Genomic DNA, 15,550 nt, shown 5'->3' with positions numbered 1-15,550 from the left:
GTCCGCGGCCACTGTTTCCGGATGACCCGTTTTCGTACGGCCCCCGCGGTCGAAAATAAGGACATGAGTCAGCAGGGGGAGAGGCCCGCCGCCCACGAGGACGACTGGTGGCGCAGGCTGTACGACGAGAACGCCCCGGACACCGGGACGAGCGGCGCGGCCGACAGCCTCGACGACCGCTTCGACTCGGTGTCGGGCGCGGTGGGTTCCGGCGGGCGCGAGGGGGCCGACGGCGAGACGGGGACGTCGCCCGACGGGGAGACCGCACCGGCGAAGGGGGAGGGCGCGCCGTCCGGCGGGGAGGGCGGGCCCCGAAGCGCGGTGGCTCCGCCCCGGCCGGCGGGGGAGCGTGCGCCGTGGGAGCCGCCCGCGACGACCTCACGGGCTCCGGGTGCTTTTGCTGCCGGCCCGTCGAGGCCGCGGACCTTCGCCGCGCCTCCGGTTCCTCCGGTTCCTCCGGAACCTCCGCGGGTTCCGGAGCAGCCACCGGAGTCGGCGGTTCCGGCGGTGCCGCCCCGGCCGCCTCTGCCCAGGCGGCCGGTGGCCGTGGGACCTGCCGCCGAGAGACCTGCCGCCCCGCCGGTTCCTGTCGCTCCGCCGGTTCCTGTCGCCCCACCGGTCCCGGCCGCCCCGCCGGTCTCAGACGCCATGGCTGCCACACCCGTACCGGGGGAAGGGCACGAGACCGCGTCGGCTCCCCGTCCCGTGATCGGCCATGTGGGTGACCGGCCGCCCACCTACGACGCCGAACCCACCGCACTGCCCGTCACCGTCCCGCAGGAGCTGGACGGACTCGTCGCCGACACCGCGCTCGACGGTGCCCGCTACGGCACGTACACCCTGCGGGCCGCCTCCGTGCGCGGGGACTCCGCACGGTTCCGCGGCGAGCCCCGCCGCGACGCGCTGCTCACCGCCCGCTTCGGCGCCGACGAGCACGCACTGGTCCTGGTCGCCGTCGCCACCGGGGCCCGCGCCACCGAATCGGCACACCTGGCCGCGGCCGACGCCTGCCGCTGGATCGGCGCAGCGGTCGGCCGCAGCCACGCCCGGCTCTCCGAGGACATAAGGGCGGGCCGCCGCGGAGAGCTCAAATCCGGTCTGCACCGCCTCACCGACCGCACCTACGGCAAGCTGCGCGCCCGCGCCGCAGAACTGGGGACGGAACCGCAGCAGTACACGGCGGGCCTGCGCTGCCTCCTGCTGCCGGCGGACCCCGACTGCCGTACCAGGATCTTCTTCGGCGTCGGCGAGGGTGCACTCCTCCGGCTCCGCGAGGGCGTCTGGCAGGACCTCGAACCGGAGGCCCCGGCAGTGGGCGGCCCCGGCGCGGACCCCGGGTCCGGACCGGGTGCCGCTACCGGGTCCCCGGCCGGGTCCACGTCGTCCGGGAGCGGCCCCGACGGTGACCGCCTCACCATGGACCCGGCCGTCACCACGCCGGGGTCCGCCTGCGCCGAGGCCCCGCCCGGCCGGTCCGACCCGCCCGCAGAACCGTTCCGCTTCCGGGGCTCGGTGGCCAGGCCGGGGGACACCCTGCTGCTGTGCAGCCCCGGACTGGCCGAACCGTTGCGCGGCGAGCCCGCCCTGGCCCGGGAGCTCGCCGGACGCTGGGCCCCCGGCACGGCACCCGGGCTCGTGGCCTTCCTCGCGGACACCCAGCTCCGGGTGAAGGGGTACTCCGACGACCGTACGGGCGTGGGCGTCTGGGAGGCGTAACCGCGCGCGCCATGGGTTGATGGATGCGGAGTCCGGAAGCCGAAGCGCGGAAAGGGTACGCACCCATGGCCAAGCAGAACGTGTCGGAGCAGTTCGTCGACATCCTCGTCCGGGCGGGCGTCAAGCGTATGTACGGTGTCGTCGGCGACAGCCTCAACCCGGTCGTCGACGCCATCCGCCGCAACCGGGCCATCGACTGGATCCAGGTCCGGCACGAGGAGACCGCCGCGTTCGCCGCCGGTGCGGAGGCCCAGATCACGGGCTCGCTGGCGGCCTGCGCCGGATCGTGCGGCCCCGGCAACCTGCACCTCATCAACGGTCTCTACGACGCCCACCGTTCCATGGCTCCGGTGCTCGCCCTCGCCTCGCACATCCCGTCGAGCGAGATCGGGCTCGGCTACTTCCAGGAGACCCACCCGGAGCTGCTCTTCCAGGAGTGCAGCCACTACAACGAGATGATCTCCAACCCGCAGCAGATGCCGCGACTGCTCCAGACCGCCATCCAGCACGCGATCGGCCGGGGCGGGGTCAGCGTCGTCACGATGCCGGGTGACATCGCGTCGCAGCCCGCCCCGGAGAAGTCCATCGAGCACGCGCTGGTCACCTCGCGGCCGACGGTCCGGCCCGGCGACGAGGAGATCGCCGAGCTCTGCCGGATGGTCGACGCGGCGAAACGCGTGACCTTGTTCTGCGGCAGCGGCACGGCGGGCGCCCATGCCGAGGTGATGGAGTTCGCCGAACGGGTGAAGGCCCCCGTCGGGCACGCGCTGCGCGGCAAGGAATGGATCCAGTACGACAACCCGTACGACGTGGGGATGAGCGGCCTGCTCGGCTACGGTGCCGCCTACGAGGCGACCAACGAGTGCGATCTCCTCATCCTGCTCGGCACGGATTTCCCGTACAACGCCTTCCTCCCGAGCGATGTGAAGATCGTCCAGGTGGATGTGCGCCCCGAGCACCTGGGCCGCCGTTCCAAGCTGGATCTGGCGGTCTGGGGCGATGTCCGCGAGACCCTGCGCTGTCTGACCCCGCAGGTGAGGCCCAGGACCGACCGCAAGTTCCTCGACCGGATGCTGAAGAAGCACGCCGAGGCGCTGGAGGGCGTGGTCAAGGCATACACCCGCAAGGTCGAGAAGCACGTCCCGATCCATCCTGAGTACGTCGCCTCGGTGCTGGACGAACTGGCCGCCGAGGACGCCGTGTTCACCGTCGACACCGGTATGTGCAATGTGTGGGCCGCACGCTATCTCTCCCCCAACGGCAAGCGCCGTGTCATCGGCTCGTTCAGCCACGGCTCGATGGCCAACGCGCTCCCGCAGGCCATCGGCGCCCAGTTCACCGATCCGCACCGGCAAGTGGTCTCGATGTCCGGCGACGGCGGATTCACCATGCTGATGGGCGACTTCCTGACGCTGGTGCAGTACGACCTGCCGGTCAAGGTCGTGCTGTTCAACAACTCCTCCCTCAGCATGGTCGAGCTGGAGATGCTGGTCGCGGGCCTGCCGTCGTTCGGTACGTCCAACAAGAACCCGGACTTCGCCGCGGTCGCCCGCGCCTGCGGGGCGTACGGGGTGCGGGTGGAGAAGCCCAAGCAGCTTGAAGGCGCCCTCAAGGACGCCTTCAAGCACAAGGGCCCGGCACTCGTCGATGTCGTCACCGACCCCAACGCACTCTCCATCCCGCCGAAGATCAGCACCGAGATGGTCACCGGCTTCGCGCTCTCCGCGAGCAAGATCGTGCTCGACGGGGGAGTGGGCCGGATGGTCCAGATGGCCCGATCCAACCTGCGGAACGTGCCCCGCCCCTGAACCGGCGGCTCACGGCCGGATCACGCCGGGGTCAGCCGCAGTGTCAGGATCTGGAACGGCCGCAGCGACAGTACGAGCCGGTGCTCGTCGGTGTCCGCCTCGTGCAGCGGCCGTTCCAGCAGATCGGTGACCCGGGCCCGCACGACGGGGAACCCGACCCGCAGCGTGGCCTCGGCGCGGCCGCCCGCCGACTCGTACAGCCGCACGATCACATCGCCGCTCCGGTCCTCGGCGAGCTTCACCGACTCCACCGTGACCGCCGGATGCCCGGTGTCGACCAGCGACGGCAGTACGGGTGCCACGGCCGCCCGCAACGGCAGGTTGAGCGCGAGCCCCTCCCGTACCGAGTCCGTGACCGTGCCGCCCGGCGCCAGTGCGTAACCGAACCGGTGCCGTCCCAGGTCCGTCTCCGGGTCGGGGCTGTGCGGGGCACGCAGCAGCGTCAGCCGTACGGTCGTGCCGAGACCCGAGCCGTGCGGGGTCCGGGTCACCTCGTGCCCGTACGTCGAGTCGTTGAGCAGGCTCACGCCGTACCCCGGCTCGGCGACCCGGAGCCAGCGGTGGGCGCAGATCTCGAAACGGGCCGCGTCCCAGCTCGTGTTGTCGTGCGTGGGGCGGTGGATGTGGCCGAACTGGATCTCGGACGTGGATCGTTCGGCATGCACATCGAGCGGGAACGCCACCTTGAGGACCTTCTCCGACTCCCGCCAGTCGACCTCGGTCCCGATGTCGATCCGCCGGCTGCCCGCGGCCAGCCGGATCTCCTGTGCGACATGCGACCGCCCGAAGGACCGCAGCACACGGACCGCCGCCCGCAACGGCCCCTCCTCCACCAGCTCGACACGGTCGGCTCCGGTGAGATCGGTCCGGGTGCGGCGGTAGTGCCGGTCGATGTCCCAGGCGTCCCAGTGGTTGGGGTGGTCCGGGTGCAGCTGGAGGAGGTTGGCCCGGTGGCCGGGGGCGAGGACGTCCCGCCCGGCGGCGAGATCGCGCACGGAGGCGATCAGCCCGTCGCCGTCGACCGTCACCCGCAGCAGCCCGTTGTCGAGGACGAGGCCCTCGTCCGCGGAGCCGGTCGCGGTGACCGGGTGCTCCGGCACCGCAGAGCCGTCCAGGGGAGCCGAGCCGAGCCCGGGCACATCGGCCACCACCACCGTGCGGCCGCCGCCCAGATGCTGCACCCGCGCGCCGGAGGGCAGCAGCGCGCTCGCCTCCGCGTCCAGCTCGACCACCTGACGGCGGTGGTACGACGAGGAGTTGAGCACCACCGGCCCCGCGGGTGCACCCAGGGCGGCCACCGCGTCCGCCACCAGCTCCGCCAGTTCCGCGCGCACCCGCTCGTATGTCTCGCGGGCCTCGCGGTGCACCCAGGCGATCGACGAGCCGGGCAGGATGTCGTGGAACTGGTGCAGCAGCACCGTCTTCCACAGCCGGTCCAGCGTCTCGTACGGATAGGCGTAGCCCTGGGCCGGGCTGCGCAGCGCCGCCGCGGTCGCCCACAACTCGGCCTCGCGGAGCAGGTGTTCGCTGCGGCGGTTGCCCTGTTTGGTCTTGGCCTGGGTGGTGTATGTGGCCCGGTGCAGCTCCAGGTACAGCTCGCCCGACCAGACCGGAGCCCGTTGTCCGTACTCCTCCTCGGCCGCGGCGAAGAACGCCGCGGGCCGCTCGATGGCGACCCTCGGCGAACCCTCCAGGTCCCTGAGCCGGCGCGCCTTCTCCAGCATCTCGCGGGTGGGCCCGCCCCCGCCGTCACCCCAGCCGAACGGGACGAGGGAGCGGGTCGCCAGGCCCTTCTCGGCGAAGTTCCGCTCCGCGTGGGCGAGTTCGCTGCCGTGGAACTGGGCGTTGTAGGTGTCCACGGGCGGGAAGTGGGTGAAGACCCTGGTCCCGTCGATGCCCTCCCACCAGAAGGTGTGATGCGGCATTCTGTTGGTCTGGTTCCAGGACAGCTTCTGGGTCAGGAACCATTTCACCCCCGCCAGCCGGGCCAGCTGCGGGAAGGCTGCCGTGCAGCCGAAGGAGTCCGGCAGCCAGATCTCCTCGGTCTCCACCCCCAGCTCCTGCTCGAAGAACCGCTTGCCGTGCACCAGCTGGCGGGCCAGTGCCTCGCCGCCGGGCATGTTGGCATCGGACTCCACCCACATCGACCCGACGGGCACCCACTGCCCGTCCGCCACGGCCTGCCTGATCCGCTCCCAGATGTGCGGCTGGTGCTCCTTCACCCACGCGTACTGCTGGGCCTGCGAGGCCGCGAAGACCAGCTCCGGATAGTCCCGGGCGAGCGCGGTGACATTGGCGAAGGTGCGTGAGGCCTTGCGTACCGTCTCCCGCAGCGGCCACAGCCACGCCGAGTCGATGTGCGCATGACCGGTGGCCGAGATCCGGTGCGCGCTCGCCGGGGCCGGGCGGGACAGCGCCTCGGCCAGCTCGTCCCGGGCGGCCCGCGCCGTGCCCGCCACATCGTGCAGATCCAGCGCGTCGAGCATGCGCTCCAGCGACCGCAGGATCTCGTGGCGCCGGGAGCGCTCCACGGGGAGTTCCCGCATCAGCTCGGAGAGCACCTCGATGTCCAGGACCAGATGCCAGACCTCCTCGTCCAGCACGGCCAGGTCCGCGGCGGCGAACCGGTACAGCGGCCGGTCGCCCGCCGTCGCCGGGTCCCCGAGCGGCGTCGGCGCGAAACCGTGCTCCAGCACGGACGGGTTGGCCGCCGCCTCCAGCAGCAGCGAGACCGGCTCGCCGCCCGCCGCCGGGGAGGCCAGCGCGAGATGGCGATTGCGCGGGTGGATGCCCTTGATGGGCACGCCGGTGGCGTCGTACAGCATGCCCTCGGCCTGGAAGCCCGGTCCCTGACCGGTGAACCCGGGATCGACGACCACCTCGACCCGCCGCCCCGCCCAACGCGCCGGCACGGTTCCCTCCAGCCGGAACCAGCTGGTGGACCAGGGTCTGCCCCACTCGGTGCCCGTACGGAACGGCTCGAACGGCTGAGGGAGGACCCGTGCGACCGGAACGGGTTCGCCCGGGACGTGCCGGACGGAGAGCGCGAGCGGGATCCGGTCCGGGTACTGGGCGGGACGGATGAACTGGTGAAGGGCCCGTTCGAGGCGGTCCTCGACCAGGGTGCGGTCGTCGTGCATCACGGCTCCTCGGAGTCGGCGCCTGCGGGGTGTCCATGGCTCCACTTCCCCGGCGGCCGGCGCGGCACCCCTGCGCTCGCACGAGCGGGTGACGGTTGATCAACTGGCCCTGCCCGCACCCTTGGCGGCCCTTGAGCAATGTGACATATTACTGACGTGCTCACGAGACACCCCTTGGACGTCGTCATCGTCGGGGCCGGCATCGTCGGCGCCGCCTGTGCCTACTACACCTCCCGGTCCGGACTCTCCGTAGCCGTCGTCGACCGCGGGCCGCTGGCCGGCGGCACCACCGGAGCCGGCGAGGGCAACCTCCTGGTCTCCGACAAGGTTCCGGGACCGGAGCTGGAACTGGCCCTGCTCTCCGCCTCCTTGTGGCAGCGGCTGTCCGAGGAGCTGCCCCCGGGCATCGAGTACGAACTCAAGGGCGGCGTGGTCGTCGCGGCGTCCGAGGACTCCCTGGCCACCCTGTCCGCGACGGCCGCCGCTCAGCGGGGGGCGGGCGTCGAGGCGCACCACCTCGCCCCCGACCGGCTGCGCGAGCTCGAACCCCATCTCGCCCCGCACCTGGCCGGCGGCTGCCACTATCCGCAGGACGCTCAGGTGCAACCGGCCCTGGCAGCCGCGGAGTTGTTGCGTGCGGCCACGCGTGCCGGCGCGCTCGTCCGGCCGGGGGAAGAGGTGGTGGGGATCCTCAGGGACCGGGAGGGTGCCGTGTGCGGGGTACGGACGACCCGGGGTGAACTGCGAGCCCCCGCGGTCGTCAACGCGGCGGGCACCTGGGGCGGCGATCTCGCCGCACTGGCCGGGGTGAACCTGCCGGTCCTGCCGCGCAGGGGGTTCGTACTCGTCACCGAACCGCTGCCCCGGCTGATCCGGCACAAGGTCTACGCGGCGGAGTACGTGGCCGACGTGTCGAGCGGGTCGGCGGCACTGCAGACCTCCCCGGTGGTGGAGGGGACGCCTTCGGGGCCGGTGCTCATCGGCGCGAGCCGCGAACGGGTCGGCTTCGACCGGACGTTGTCCGTCCCGGTCGTCGCCCGGCTGGCGGCCCGGGCCGCCGACCTCTTCCCCGTGCTCGCCGACGCGCGGGTACTCCGGGCCTACCACGGGTTCCGTCCCTATCTGCCCGACCATCTGCCCGCGATCGGACCGGACCCCCGGGCGCCGGGGCTGTTCCACGCCTGCGGCCACGAGGGAGCCGGAATCGGGCTGGCGCCCGCGACCGGCCTGCTGATCGCCGACGCGGTCCGGGGGAAGCGGACCGCACTCGACCTCGCACCGTTCGCCCCCGACCGGTTCGATGCCACCCGCCATGTCCCATGACGGCGGAGACCGGGGCGCCCGCGCCCCAGGAGAGGACCCCGTGAGACGCACCCGTGCACGCACCCCCGCCGAACTCGTCGGGGCCGAGCCCGGACCGGAGTTCCGGCTCACCTTCGACGGCCGACCGATCCGCGGACTGCCGGGCCAGACCATCGCCGCCGCACTCTGGTCGGCGGGCATCCTGACCTGGCGCACCACCCGCGTCCACGGCCGGCCGCGCGGCGCCTTCTGCGCCATCGGCGCCTGCTACGACTGCCTGGCCACCGTCAACGGCCGGCCCAACCAGCGTGCCTGTCTGCTGCCCGCCGCGCCGGGCGACGTCATCACCACCCAGGAGGGCGACGGGCATGCCGCACTCGACGGATGACCGCCGGGCGCGGGAGAACGGGCGCGCCGCGCTCGCCGTGGTGGGGGCGGGACCGGCGGGCCTGGCCGCAGCCGTCACCGCCGCCGACCACGGGCTCGACGTGGTTCTGCTGGACGCGGCCACGGCGCCCGGCGGGCAGTACTACCGCAGCCCGGCGGACGGGCTCGGTGCCACCCGGCCCGAGGCCCTCCACCACCACTGGCGCGCCTTCGCGGAACTGTCCGCACGGCTCGCCGCGCACCGCGACACCGGCACGATCCGCCATCTCACCGGCCACCAGGTGTGGACGGTCGAGAGAACCGGTGACGGCGACTGGATCCTGCACGCGGTCACCGGGGGCGACGAGGAGGCCCGCTCCGCCGTCCGGGCCCGCCGCATGGTCCTGGCGACGGGTGCGTACGAGCGCCAGCTCCCCTTTCCGGGCTGGACACTTCCGGGAGTGGTGAGTGCGGCGGGGGCGCAGGCCATGCTCAAGTCCGGGCTGGTGCTGCCGGGGCGCCGGATCGTGGTCGCGGGGAGCGGTCCGCTCCTCCAGGCGGTCGCACTCTCGCTCACGCGGGCGGGCGCGCGTGTCCCGGCGCTCGTCGAGGCCGCCGGGTACGGGGCGTACGCCCGTGCTCCACGGGTGCTGGCGGCCAATCCCGGCAAGGCGGCGGAAGGGGCGCGGTTCGGGGCGGCGCTGGCCCGCGCCGGGGTCCGGGTGCTGGCACACCGGGCGGTCACCGAGGTGCACGGCGAGGAGCGGGTGGAGGCGGTGACCGTCAGCAGGGTGGACCGTCGATGGCGCCCCGTCGCGGGGACCGGCCGCCGGATCGCCTGCGACGTGCTCGCCGTGGGACACGGTCTGGTGCCGCAGCTGGAACTCGCGGTGGCGGCCGGCTGCGGCACGCGTCCGGGCCCCGACGGCACGCACGCCGTCATCCTGGACGAACAGCTCAGGACCACCGTCCCCGGCGTCTGGGCGGCCGGTGAGTCCGGTGGGATCGGCGGAGTCGAACTCGCCCTGGAAGAAGGCGAGTCGGCGGCACTGTCGATCATCCGTGAGGTACGGGGAGGGGTGCGGCGGCAGGATGCGCGCAGAGCGGTCGCGCTGCGACGCTCCCGGCGCCGGCTACGGGCCTTCGCCGCGCTGATGGGCACCGTGCACCGGCCGGGCGCCGGATGGAGCGAGTGGCTGACCGGCGATACGGAGGTCTGCCGCTGCGAAGAGGTCACCGCGGGCCGGATCCGTACGGCCTGCGAGGAGCTGGGAGCCGGTGACACCAGGACCGTCAAGCTGCTCACCCGGGCCGGAATGGGGTGGTGCCAGGGCCGGACGTGCGGATTCGCCGTCCGTGAACTCGCCGCCGCACACGGCACCGGGCTGGACCCGGGCGGGCCCGACCGGCGCCCGCTGGCCTGCCCCGTGAAGCTCTCCACGCTCGCCGACCTGGCCGATCCCGGGTAGCCCGCCACCAGCCCCGAGGCCGGACCCCGCCCCCTCGCAGCCCATCCTGCCCAGGAGCCCGACGGCCCGCCCGTCCGGATTCCCGGCACACCGGAACACCGCGTTCGCCAACCGTCGTCCGCGTATCGCCACACCGTGACCTGTCACACCTCTCAAGGAGCCACGATGCAGACGAACACCCACCCGCGCACCCGCCCCTGGCACGGAGTCATGGTCGCCACCCCGGTCACCCTGCGCGACGACTGCACCATCGACTACGACGCCTACGCCACCCATGTGCGGCAGCTCATCGAGGCGGGCTGTGACGGAGTGGTGCCCAACGGCTCGCTGGGGGAGTACCAGACCCTGACCGACAGCGAACGCGAGCAGGTGGTCCGGGTCGCCGTCGAGGCCGCGGGCGACGGCAGCCGCGTCATGCCCGGCGTCTCCGCCTACGGCAGCGCGGAGTCACGGCGCTGGGCGGAACAGGCCGCCGAGGCGGGCGCCGGTTCCGTGCTGCTCCTGCCGCCCAACGGATACCGCTGCGAGGACGAGGCGGTGCGCGCCCACTACGCCGCGGTGGCCGAGGTCGGGGTACCGGTCGTCGCGTACAACAACCCGTACGACACCAAGGTGGACCTGGCACCGGGCCTGCTCGCCCGCCTCCACCAGGACGGCAGCATCGTGGCCGTCAAGGAGTTCAGCGGAGACGTCCGCAGGGCGTACGAGATCGCCGAACAGGCGCCCGGCCTCGATGTGCTCGTGGGCGCCGACGACGTACTGCTGGAGCTGGCGCTCGCCGGCGCCGTCGGGTGGATCGCCGGGTGCCCGAACATGCTGCCGTCCTGCTGCGTGGACCTGTACCGGGCCGCCGTCACCGGTGACATGGCGACCGCGCTGCCGCTCTACCGGGAGCTGCACCCGCTGCTGCGGTGGGACTCCAAGCCGGAGTTCGTCCAGGCCATCAAGGCATCCATGGACGTCGCCGGACGCCACGGCGGCCGTACCCGTCCGCCGCGCCTCCCGCTCCCCGCCGAGGACGAAGCGGCCGTACGCGCCGCGACGGAGAAGGCGCTCGCCGGGGGCCTCCACTGAGAACGGCGCCCGGCCCGTACGTCCGGGCGGAGCCGCACCCGGCTCCGCCCGGACCGGCCGGTTCCGTCCCGTTCCCGCGTTCTTCGTGTACGCCGTGACCCATCAGGGGGAGCCTTGCAGACACGTCACATCTTCCACGCCGTCGACTCGCACACCGAGGGCATGCCCACCCGCGTCATCACCGGCGGCATCGGCACCATCCCCGGTGCCACGATGGCCGAACGGCGCAGCCACTTCCAGGAGCACCGCGACGCCGTACGCACGCTGCTCATGTACGAACCGCGCGGCCACGCCGCCATGAGCGGCGCGATCCTCCAGCCGCCCACCCGGCCGGACGCGGACTACGGAGTCCTCTTCATCGAGGTCTCCGGCTTTCTGCCGATGTGCGGGCACGGCACCATCGGGGTGGCGACCGTCCTGGTGGAGACCGGCATGGTGGAGGTCACCGAACCCGTCACCACCGTGCGGCTGGACACCCCGGCCGGGCTCGTCAGCGTCGATGTACAGGTGACGGACGGCGCCGCCACGGCCGTGACCCTCACCAACGTTCCGGCGTTCAGCGTCGCGCTCGACCGGACGGTGGACGTCCCCGGCTACGGAAAGCTGCGCTACGACCTCGCCTACGGCGGGAACTTCTACGCGATGCTTCACCTGGACGACCTCGGGCTGCCCTTCGACCGGGCGCGCAAGGACGACATCCTGGCCGCCGGACTCGCCCTGATGGACGCCGTCAACGCCACCGACCGGCCCGTCCACCCCGAGGACCCCGGCATCCACGGCCTCAAGCACGTGCAGTGCATCGCGCCCGGGTCCGACGCGCGCCACTCCCGGCACGCGATGGCCATCCACCCCGGCTGGTTCGACCGCTCGCCCTGCGGGACCGGCACCTCGGCCCGGATGGCGCAGCTGCACGCGCGCGGTGAACTCCCCCTGGACACCGACTTCGTGAACGAGTCCTTCATCGGCACCTCGTTCACCGGACGGCTTGTCCGGGAGACCACCGTGGGCGGACTGCCGGCCGTGGTCCCCACCGTCACCGGCCGCGCCTGGATCACCGGTACCGCACAATTCTTCCTGAACCCGTCCGATCCCTTCCCCGAAGGATTCCTGCTGTGAATCTTCCCCTGCTCGGCGCCGACGACATCGAGGCCCTGGGGCCGACCGGAGCCGTGGACGCACTGGAGTCGGCGCTGCGCGGGGGACTCGATCCGGAAACGGCACCCGCCCGGCACCATGTCAGCGTGCCGGGCGGGGAGCTGCTGATCATGCCCGCCACCACCCGGCAGGTGACCGGGGTGAAGATCGCCGGGGTCGCCCCGGACAACCCGGCGCGCGGCCTGCCCCGGATCACCGGAAGCTATCTGCTGCTCGACGCCGCCACGCTGCTGCCGCTCGCCCTGCTGGACGGGGCCGCGCTCACCACCCTGCGTACACCGGCCGTGTCCGCACTGGCGATCCGCCACCTCACCGGGCCCGTCGTGCGCCACCTGGTGCTCTTCGGGACGGGCCCCCAGGCGTACGGGCACCTGGCGGCGGTGCTCGCGGAACGCCGGGTCGAGCGGGTCACCGTGGTCGGCCGCAACCCGGACCGGGCCGAGGCGCTTGCCGGGCACGCGCGCCGGCTCGGGGTGGACGCCCGTGCGGGGCAGGGGCGGGAGCACGGTGCCGGTGAGGTCGCGACGGCCGATCTGGTGCTCTGCTGCACCACTTCCGCCACCCCGCTGTTCGACGGTTCCCTCGTACCGGACGGGGCGACGGTCGTCGCGGTCGGCTCGCACACGCCCGACGCCCGCGAGGTCGACACCGCGCTGGTGGCGCGCTCCGCGGTCGTCGTCGAATCACGGGCGGCGGCGCTGGCGGAGGCGGGCGATCTGCTGATCCCGCTGGCGGAGGGGGCCTTCGGGGCCGAGGGCATCGACGGCAACCTCGCCGAGCTGGTGACCGGTCGCCACCTCCGCGGGAAGCTGTCCGGCTCCGAAGGCCCCCGGTTCTTCAAGAGCGTCGGAATGGGCTGGGAAGACCTCGCCGTGGCCGCGGCGGTGCACCGGAATTCGGCGCCTTGAGCGATTTGTCCACAGCTTCGGAGTGATGGGCCTGGCGGAAACGTGACATTGTATTCTGAGGCCCCGCACGGCGCTGGAGGAACAGATATGGCCCGCCTGACGACGCTCAACGCCATCTCCGCGCAGGAGCACTTGCGTGACCAGGTGGCGAACGCCCTCAGGGCGGCCCTGATCGCGGGGGAGCTGCGTCCGGGCATGATCTACTCCGCTCCCGCTCTCGCCGCCGACTTCGGGGTGTCCGCCACCCCGGTCCGTGAGGCCATGCTCGACCTGGCTCGCGAAGGCCTGGTCGAAGCGGTACGCAACAAGGGCTTCCGGATAACGGAGTTGACCGAGCAGGATCTCGACGACTTCACCGAGCTGCGGGTCATGATCGAGGTTCCCACCGTCGGCCGCATCGCCCGGATGGGCCGGACCGAGGAGCTGGAGGCGCTGCGGCCACTCGCCCAGGCGATCGTCGCGGCCGCCGCCGAACACGACATCCTCGGTTACCTGGAGGCCGACCGGCGCTTCCATCTCGAACTGCTCGGCCTGGCGGGAAACCGCCGCCTGGTGGAAGAGGTCGGCAATCTCCGCAAGCGGTCGCGTCTGTTCGGGCTGAACCGGCTCGACGAGACCGGGCTGTTGGTCCAGTCCGCGGAGGAGCACGGCCAGCTGCTCGACCTCCTGATCGCGGGGAACGCGGAGGACGCCGAGCGGTGCATGCTGGGCCATATGTCACATGTCAGGAACCTCTGGGCCGAGGACGAACCCGATGGCACCGGCGCGGGAGGCACGCGGATCAGCAGTGTGCGGATGCCGGCGGCAGAGGCCTGATCCTCCGCGCCCCTTCTTCGCGCTTCCCTTCAACGACCGCCCGCCGGGCGGCCGTTGAAGGAAATTCTCAGGCCCCGGTCTCCAGCAGCGAGGCCATCCACTCCTCGATGCCGTCGGCGGTGCGCGGCAGCGCGGACGACATGAGACGGGCGCCGTCGGCCGTGATCACGAGGTCGTCCTCGATCCGCACCCCGATTCCGCGCAGCGACCGGGGCAACGTCTCGTCATCGGGCTGGAGGTAGAGCCCGGGCTCCACGGTCAGCACCTGACCGGCCTCCAGGCGTCCGTCCAGATAGGTTTCCGCACGCGCCTGCGCGCAGTCGTGCACGTCCATGCCGAGCATGTGGCCGCTGCTGCAGAGGGTGTACCGGCGGTAGAAGCCGTTGTCCGCGTCGAGTGCCTCGTCCGCCGGCATCCGCAGCACACCCCACTCGTGCAGCCCTTCGGCGATGACCCGCATGGCCGCCATGTGGAAGTCACGGAACCGTGCCCCCGGGCGCAGGGCCGCGATGCCCGCGTCCTGTGCCGCCAGCACCAGCTCGTAGACCGCTCGCTGCACGGGTGAGAAGCGGCCGGAGAGGGGCAGGGTGCGGGTGATGTCGGCCGTGTAGAGCGAGTCGGTCTCCACCCCGGCGTCCAGGAGCAGCAACTGGTCGGGTGCCAGCGGCCCGTCATTGCGGATCCAGTGCAGGACACAGGCGTGCGCCCCGGCCGCGGCGATCGTGGAGTAGCCCGGGCCGTTTCCCTCCAGCCGGGCCCGCAGATCGAAGACGCCCTCGATCCAGCGCTCGCCGCGCGGGTGCCGCAAGGCCTGCGGCAGGCTTCGCACCACGTCCTCGAACCCCGCCGTCGTGGCGTCGACTGCCTGCTGCAACTGCCCGCTCTCCCAGGGGTCCTTGACGAGCCGGAGTTCGCTGAGCACCGCTTCGAGCCCGGCCGGGGCCGAGCGCCCGAGAGGGAACGGACGGCGGGAGCGCAGGAGTTCGTCGACGGACGGATCCACGCCGTCCAGCACCCGCACCGGTGGCTGCGGCCCGGTGAGCAGCTTTTCCCAGGCGTCCAGGTGCGCGCAGCGGATGCCGGTCAGCCGGGCGGCCTCCGCCAGGTCGGGTCTGCGGCCGACCCAGAACTCCCCGTACCTGCGGTCGCGGTAGAACTCCTGGCCGGTGCGCGGTGACCGGGGCCGCAGATAGAGCACCGCCTCGTGGCGCTCGTCGCCGTCCGGCTCCAGGACGAGGACATGGCCGGCCTGGTCCTCGCCGGTGAGGCCGGTGAGCCAGGCGTAACCGGTGTGCGGCCGGAAGCGGTGGTCGGTGTCGTTGGAGCGGACGGCGAGCGCGCCCGCCGGGATGATCAGGCGTTCGCCGGGGAAACGGGCGGCCAGCCGGGCCCGGCGGGCGGGGGTGGCGCCGATGGAGGGGACGCGAAGGTCCGTCGGCAGTGGGGACTCGGCCCACCCGGTGCCCATGAAGGCGTCCAGGGCCGGTGACACCGGCAGATCGTGGCTGCCGGTGCGGGGCGCGGAGAAGGAACGGGACACGGGCATTGCTCCTCGGGGGCTCTGTGGGGCCGGGGCCGGGGCCGGAATTCCGGCTCTCCGGGGACACGGCGATGCGGTGGTCGGGAAACCGGCGGTGACGGCCGGCTCGTGCGGGGCCGCGTGTCATATCCCGTGCTGCGACGAGAAGTTGTCGCGCGGATGAATGTGCGCGAGAGGGCTTCCAAAGAACATGTGACATGTGCCATTGTACAGCGCGCAAGGGGAACGGAGCCGTGCTCATGTCACGACGTGAGTG

11 protein-coding genes are annotated in these 15,550 nt (G+C 72.5%); 9 read left to right on the top strand and 2 right to left on the bottom strand.

Going from position 1 to position 15,550, the window contains the following annotated elements:
* Window positions 1–63 precede the first annotated feature (63 nt).
* Both AB0D53_RS36155 and AB0D53_RS36150 read left to right on the top strand, forming a co-directional pair.
* Window positions 64–1,716 carry a protein phosphatase 2C domain-containing protein gene (locus tag AB0D53_RS36155; RefSeq protein ID WP_362453597.1) on the top strand — a complete coding sequence of 551 codons (1,653 nt, stop codon included), beginning with the start codon at window positions 64–66 and terminating at the stop codon, window positions 1,714–1,716.
* 65 nt (window positions 1,717–1,781) lie between these two features.
* Window positions 1,782–3,524 (top strand): pyruvate dehydrogenase, encoded by a 1,743-nt coding sequence (locus AB0D53_RS36150; RefSeq protein WP_362453595.1) that lies wholly within the window; start codon window positions 1,782–1,784, stop codon window positions 3,522–3,524.
* A gap of 20 nt (window positions 3,525–3,544) precedes the next feature.
* Here the strand turns inward: AB0D53_RS36150 and AB0D53_RS36145 are convergent, their stop codons facing one another.
* A complete protein-coding gene (locus AB0D53_RS36145; RefSeq protein ID WP_362453594.1) occupies window positions 3,545–6,664 on the bottom strand; it encodes a glycoside hydrolase family 38 C-terminal domain-containing protein in 3,120 nt (1,039 codons plus the stop codon).
* Between the two features lie 156 nt (window positions 6,665–6,820).
* Here AB0D53_RS36145 and AB0D53_RS36140 point away from each other — a divergent pair, with 156 nt between their 5' ends.
* The 7 genes from AB0D53_RS36140 to AB0D53_RS36110 all read left to right on the top strand — a co-directional run bounded on the left by AB0D53_RS36140 (window position 6,821) and on the right by AB0D53_RS36110 (window position 13,754).
* Window positions 6,821–7,987 (top strand): FAD-binding oxidoreductase, encoded by a 1,167-nt coding sequence (locus AB0D53_RS36140; protein WP_362453592.1) that lies wholly within the window; start codon window positions 6,821–6,823, stop codon window positions 7,985–7,987.
* 40 nt (window positions 7,988–8,027) lie between these two features.
* Entirely contained in the window at window positions 8,028–8,354 is a 327-nt protein-coding gene (locus AB0D53_RS36135; RefSeq protein ID WP_362453591.1) for a (2Fe-2S)-binding protein, read from the top strand.
* Entirely contained in the window at window positions 8,335–9,801 is a 1,467-nt protein-coding gene (locus AB0D53_RS36130) for an NAD(P)/FAD-dependent oxidoreductase (RefSeq protein WP_362453590.1), read from the top strand. The genes AB0D53_RS36135 and AB0D53_RS36130 overlap by 20 nt, the downstream gene beginning before the upstream one ends.
* 165 nt (window positions 9,802–9,966) lie before the next feature.
* Entirely contained in the window at window positions 9,967–10,875 is a 909-nt protein-coding gene (locus AB0D53_RS36125; RefSeq protein ID WP_362453588.1) for a dihydrodipicolinate synthase family protein, read from the top strand.
* A gap of 114 nt (window positions 10,876–10,989) precedes the next feature.
* Entirely contained in the window at window positions 10,990–11,991 is a 1,002-nt protein-coding gene (locus AB0D53_RS36120) for a proline racemase family protein (protein WP_362453587.1), read from the top strand.
* Window positions 11,988–12,938, top strand: a complete 951-nt coding sequence (locus AB0D53_RS36115) for an ornithine cyclodeaminase family protein (RefSeq protein WP_362453586.1) — start codon at window positions 11,988–11,990, stop codon at window positions 12,936–12,938. The genes AB0D53_RS36120 and AB0D53_RS36115 overlap by 4 nt, the downstream gene beginning before the upstream one ends.
* Window positions 12,939–13,025: 87 nt before the next feature.
* The gene (locus tag AB0D53_RS36110; protein WP_362453585.1) at window positions 13,026–13,754 is read left to right on the top strand and encodes a GntR family transcriptional regulator; all 729 of its coding nucleotides are present in this window, start codon (window positions 13,026–13,028) and stop codon (window positions 13,752–13,754) included.
* A 67-nt stretch (window positions 13,755–13,821) separates the two neighbouring features.
* On the opposite strand, the gene AB0D53_RS36105 is transcribed toward AB0D53_RS36110, so the two are convergent.
* The gene (locus tag AB0D53_RS36105) at window positions 13,822–15,300 is read right to left on the bottom strand and encodes an aminopeptidase P family protein (protein ID WP_362453584.1); all 1,479 of its coding nucleotides are present in this window, start codon (window positions 15,298–15,300) and stop codon (window positions 13,822–13,824) included.
* Between the last annotated feature and the right edge of the window lie 250 nt (window positions 15,301–15,550).

This window comes from Streptomyces sp. NPDC048295, assembly GCF_040652135.1.
GTDB lineage: Bacteria > Actinomycetota > Actinomycetes > Streptomycetales > Streptomycetaceae > Streptomyces.
The sequence above is the reverse complement of the archived record's forward strand: the minus strand, read 5'-3'. Positions and strand labels throughout refer to the sequence as shown.

Excerpts from the sequence above, each read along its gene's own strand:
- AB0D53_RS36125 (WP_362453588.1), top strand. The coding sequence starts at position 9,967 with ATGCAGACGAACACCCACCCGCGCACCCGCCCCTGGCACGGAGTCATG.
- AB0D53_RS36130 (WP_362453590.1), top strand. The coding sequence starts at position 8,335 with ATGCCGCACTCGACGGATGACCGCCGGGCGCGGGAGAACGGGCGCGCC.
- AB0D53_RS36155 (WP_362453597.1), top strand. The coding sequence starts at position 64 with ATGAGTCAGCAGGGGGAGAGGCCCGCCGCCCACGAGGACGACTGGTGG.
- AB0D53_RS36145 (WP_362453594.1), bottom strand. The coding sequence starts at position 6,664 with ATGCACGACGACCGCACCCTGGTCGAGGACCGCCTCGAACGGGCCCTT.
- AB0D53_RS36110 (WP_362453585.1), top strand. The coding sequence starts at position 13,026 with ATGGCCCGCCTGACGACGCTCAACGCCATCTCCGCGCAGGAGCACTTG.
- AB0D53_RS36150 (WP_362453595.1), top strand. The coding sequence starts at position 1,782 with ATGGCCAAGCAGAACGTGTCGGAGCAGTTCGTCGACATCCTCGTCCGG.
- AB0D53_RS36105 (WP_362453584.1), bottom strand. The coding sequence starts at position 15,300 with ATGCCCGTGTCCCGTTCCTTCTCCGCGCCCCGCACCGGCAGCCACGAT.